This is a genomic window from Holdemania sp., assembly GCF_986127675.1.
Genome location: NZ_CFQZWI010000164.1, coordinates 1 through 3,933 on the forward strand (window position 1 = coordinate 1; position 3,933 = coordinate 3,933).

Consider the following 3,933-nt stretch of genomic DNA (forward strand, 5'->3'; position numbering starts at 1 on the left):
GCCGGAATGAGAGCCCGCGCCGTGCTGGCGGATCCGCGGATCTTCGTGCTCGACGAGGCGACCGCTTCGATCGACACCGAAACGGAACAGGTGATTCAGTATGCCATCGAACACCTGATGAAAGGCCGGACAAGCTTCATCATCGCGCACCGGCTCTCGACGATCGTCAACGCCGATTTGATTCTGGTCATGAAAAAGGGTAAGATAGTAGAACAGGGAACGCATAGCGAACTGATGCGGTTGAACGGCTATTATGCCCGGCTGTATACCGCGCAGTTCAACGAAGACCTGGAGAACCAGCTGCTTAACCGCGGCCGCAGTTAAAGGAGAGGAAGTCAAACCATGAAACTGGAAGTCGGAACGCGTTGTCCGTTCCATATTGAAGAAGGCGTGATGATCGATTTTGTCGAGGATCAGTGGCTGATCTTGATCAAAGACGCTGTGTGGCAGGATGAGGAAATCAAGGCCTTCCGCCGCAATCTTGGCCGGCTGGCATTTCTGCCACTGGATACCGTCGTGTTCTTTACCGTCAATATCGACGACGTGCTGGAAACTTCGGATCTGCCGTTTGTGATTCAGGAAAGTGAAAGCACGGATGCCATTCTGGCTCAGGCAACAATGCCGGTGACGCTGGCGCTGATCTCAAGTCAGGACGAGGTGCTGGCGCTGCGGCAGCTGACGCTGGGCAATGCGGAAAGCTCGCAGGTGAAAGCGCAGCTGAAACGGATTCTGGAAGCGGGTTATGAAGCGGAAGTGTCAAACCATCAGATCGACAAGACGCAGGCTCGCTACCAGCCGTATGAGCTGGAAGAAAAGGCGCTGTTTACCGCGGCGTTCTAAACTTGAAAAAAGGAAATGAAAGAAGCATGGAAGCGATGAAAATTGACACCGCTTCCATTTTCATTTCTGCTTGACAACTTCGCCCTTGCGACGTATTCTGAAAAAGTTCGCTTTCAGGGGGAGTATATTTATGGAAGTTCAAACACATAAAATGTCGTTATTTCATTATACGTGGCCGATCTTTATCGAGCTGCTTTTGCAGATGTTAGTCGGCAATGTCGACCAGATGATGATGAGCCAGGTGTCGCAGAACGCCGTCGCGGCGATCGGCAATGCCAATCAGATCGTCAATGTTCTGATCATTACGTTCAGCGTGATCTCGCTGGCGATGACGATTCTGGTCACCCAGTATTTCGGCAGCGGCAACCGCGAACGGGTTGGAGAAACCTATTCTCTGGCGCTGTTTGTCAATTTTGTTTTCGGGTTGGGAATCAGCGTCGCGCTGGTGTTCTTCAACCGTCCGATCTTTGCCTGGATGCATGTGCCGGCGCAGATTCTGGACGACTGTGCAATCTATATTACAATCATCGGTCTGGGCATGGTACTGCAGGCGCTGTTTATGACATATGTCGCGATGTTTCGCACACAGGGTTGGATGAAGCAGACCATGGCGGTGTCGGCGGTGATGAACGTGCTCAACATCATTGGAAACTTTCTTTTGATTCAGGGCGTCGGACCGATCCCGCCGCTGGGCATCGCGGGCGTCGCGATCTCCAGCACGGTGAGCCGGCTGATCGGCCTGGGCTTGCTGATCGTCCTGTTTAATCTGCGCACAACGATTGAGGTCCATCTGCGCAGCCTCAGCCCGTTTCCCTGGGGCCAGCTGAAAAAGCTGCTGGCGATCGGGATTCCTTCCGGCGGGGAAAGCGTATCCTACAATCTGTCGCAGATGGTGATCACCAAGATTGTCAACGGCTTCGGTACGGCGGTCATCAATACGCGCGTCTATGCGAACATGTTCGCCATGGTCTCGTATATGTACGGCAGCGCGGTGTCGCAGGCGGCGCAGATCCTTGTCGGCGTCCTGATCGGCGGCCGAAAACTGGAAGACGCGCATAAGCAGGTCATGCACACGATCATATATTCCCTGATCATCGGCGTCGGCGTGTCAACGCTGCTCTATATCTTCTCAGATTCGCTGTTCGGGCTGTTTACTGACGATTTGGCCGTGCTGCGCTTAGGCAAACAGGTGATGTTGATCGAGATTTTTCTGGAAGCCGGCCGGGCGGTCAACATGACACAGGTGCGGGCGCTGCAGGCGGCAGGGGATATTCAGTTTCCGATTCTGCTGGGCATCGCTTCACAATGGGGCGTCGCGGTCACGCTCTCGTTTGTCTTTGCGATCGGCATGAATCTGGGCGTGGTCGGCGTCTGGCTGGCCATGATGATCGACGAAGTGCTGCGTGCGATCTTGTTTCTTCTGCGGTGGTACTCGGGCAAATGGAAAACCCGGAATCTGATTGAGAACTGACTGACACGTCAGTTTTTTTATGAAAGTGATTTTCTTATCTGATCGGGTTCTATGGTAAAAAATCCTATCGGGAACATCGTTGTTTTCAATCGCGCTTCATCCGACTGCCGCAAAAGAATCAGAAGCCAAAAAGCCGGCGTGGGATATGCCGGGATAAACTATATGGCGGATTGTCTTGGGGCATGAAAACCGGGATTTGACAAAGTTTGCCGATCCGATCTGGGAGGTGGAATTATTTTTTTCAGTTTTGTATTGACAGGATGAATATAGCGTATATACTGTATATATACAGTAAGAAAGGGTGACGGCATGGAAATCTTTATCAGCAACACGAGCGACAAGCCGTTGTATGAACAAATTACCGCCCAGATCAAAAATCTGATTCTTAACGGCGCGTTAAAGGAAGGGGACGCCCTGCCTTCAATGCGAATCTTGGCCAAGGAGTTAAGAATCAGTGTGATTACAACCAAGCGAGCCTATGAAGAACTTGAACGTGAAGGCTTCATCGTGACGCAAAGCGGTAAGGGCAGCTATGTGGCGGCGCGCAACGTGGAACTGATTCGCGAGGAGAATTACCGCCGGATCGAGCAGCAGCTGCTCACCGCGGTGAATCTGGCGCGTTTAAGCGAGATTTCCCTGGATGAAATGATTGAGATTCTGACCCTGCTGTATAAGGAGGAGTAATCATGGACGCCATTTTATCAATAGAACATCTGCATAAACAATATTCCGGTTTTGAATTGAACAAGATCAGTCTGCGGCTCAATCCCGGCGAAGTCATGGGCTTCATCGGCGAGAACGGCGCGGGCAAGACGACGACGATCAAGTCGATTCTCGGCTTAATCCGCCACGATGGCGAGGTTCGTATTTTTGGCAAACCGTTCGAACAGTTAACCGAGCGGGAGCGCGGGCAGATCGGCGTCGTGCTGGATGGCTGTCACTTCCATGATCCGCTGACGGTCAAACGCGTTGAACAGATTTTATCCAACATTTATCCTGAGTGGGAAAGAACGAAGTTTCTGCAGCTGTGCGAACGCTTCGGGCTGCCGCTGAATAAGAAGATCAAGACGTTCTCGACCGGCATGAAAATGAAGCTGTCGATCATCGCGGCGCTCTCGCACAACGCCCGCCTGCTGATCCTCGACGAGCCGACCAGCGGTCTGGATCCGATCGTCCGCGACGAGATGCTCGATTTGTTTTATGACTTTATTCAGGATGAAACGCATTCGATTCTGTTTTCCAGCCACATCACGACGGATATTGAGAAGATCGCCGATACGGTGACGTTTATCCATCAGGGCCGGCTGCAGTTTTCGCTGCCGAAGGACGTCCTGCATGACGAATATGGGATTGTCAAGGGTTCGCGTTCAGAGATTGAAAAGATCGATTCCGATTCGCTGCTGGCGATTGTGCCGCAGAGTTTGACCTGCCAGGGGTTGGTCCGCAACCGTGAGGAAGTCCGGCAGGCGTTCGGGAAGCTGAACGTCGAAGCAGCGTCGCTGGAAGAAATTATGCTTTGTATGGTGAAAGGAGAAGTTCGATAATGAAAGGCTTATTGTTAAAGGATGTCTTTGTCGTCTCTGAATTTGTCCGTGTGCTCTCGCTGATGGCGATTGTCTTCA

Annotated in this window: 4 protein-coding genes and 1 pseudogene; all 5 read left to right on the top strand. The window is 52.1% G+C overall.

Annotation, left to right across the window (positions count from 1 at the left end):
- Positions 1–324 (top strand): annotated as a pseudogene (locus AC5OW4_RS14770) (ABC transporter ATP-binding protein); the annotation flags it as partial.
- Positions 325–342: 18 nt separating this feature from the next.
- Positions 343–840, top strand: coding sequence for a hypothetical protein (locus AC5OW4_RS14775; RefSeq protein ID WP_072684332.1), 498 nt, complete (start codon positions 343–345; stop codon positions 838–840).
- Positions 841–970: 130 nt separating this feature from the next.
- Positions 971–2,311, top strand: coding sequence for an MATE family efflux transporter (locus tag AC5OW4_RS14780; protein WP_195548442.1), 1,341 nt, complete (start codon positions 971–973; stop codon positions 2,309–2,311).
- A gap of 309 nt (positions 2,312–2,620) precedes the next feature.
- Entirely contained in the window at positions 2,621–2,995 is a 375-nt protein-coding gene (locus AC5OW4_RS14785; RefSeq protein ID WP_117894432.1) for a GntR family transcriptional regulator, read from the top strand.
- A 2-nt stretch (positions 2,996–2,997) separates the two neighbouring features.
- Positions 2,998–3,855, top strand: a complete 858-nt coding sequence (locus AC5OW4_RS14790) for an ABC transporter ATP-binding protein (protein WP_072684335.1) — start codon at positions 2,998–3,000, stop codon at positions 3,853–3,855.
- Positions 3,856–3,933: the final 78 nt, after the last annotated feature.

What these genes read in the sequence shown, in the direction of transcription:
- AC5OW4_RS14785 (WP_117894432.1), top strand. Translation starts at nt 2,621, where the DNA reads ATGGAAATCTTTATCAGCAACACGAGCGACAAGCCGTTGTATGAACAA.
- AC5OW4_RS14780 (WP_195548442.1), top strand. Translation starts at nt 971, where the DNA reads ATGGAAGTTCAAACACATAAAATGTCGTTATTTCATTATACGTGGCCG.
- AC5OW4_RS14790 (WP_072684335.1), top strand. Translation starts at nt 2,998, where the DNA reads ATGGACGCCATTTTATCAATAGAACATCTGCATAAACAATATTCCGGT.
- AC5OW4_RS14775 (WP_072684332.1), top strand. Translation starts at nt 343, where the DNA reads ATGAAACTGGAAGTCGGAACGCGTTGTCCGTTCCATATTGAAGAAGGC.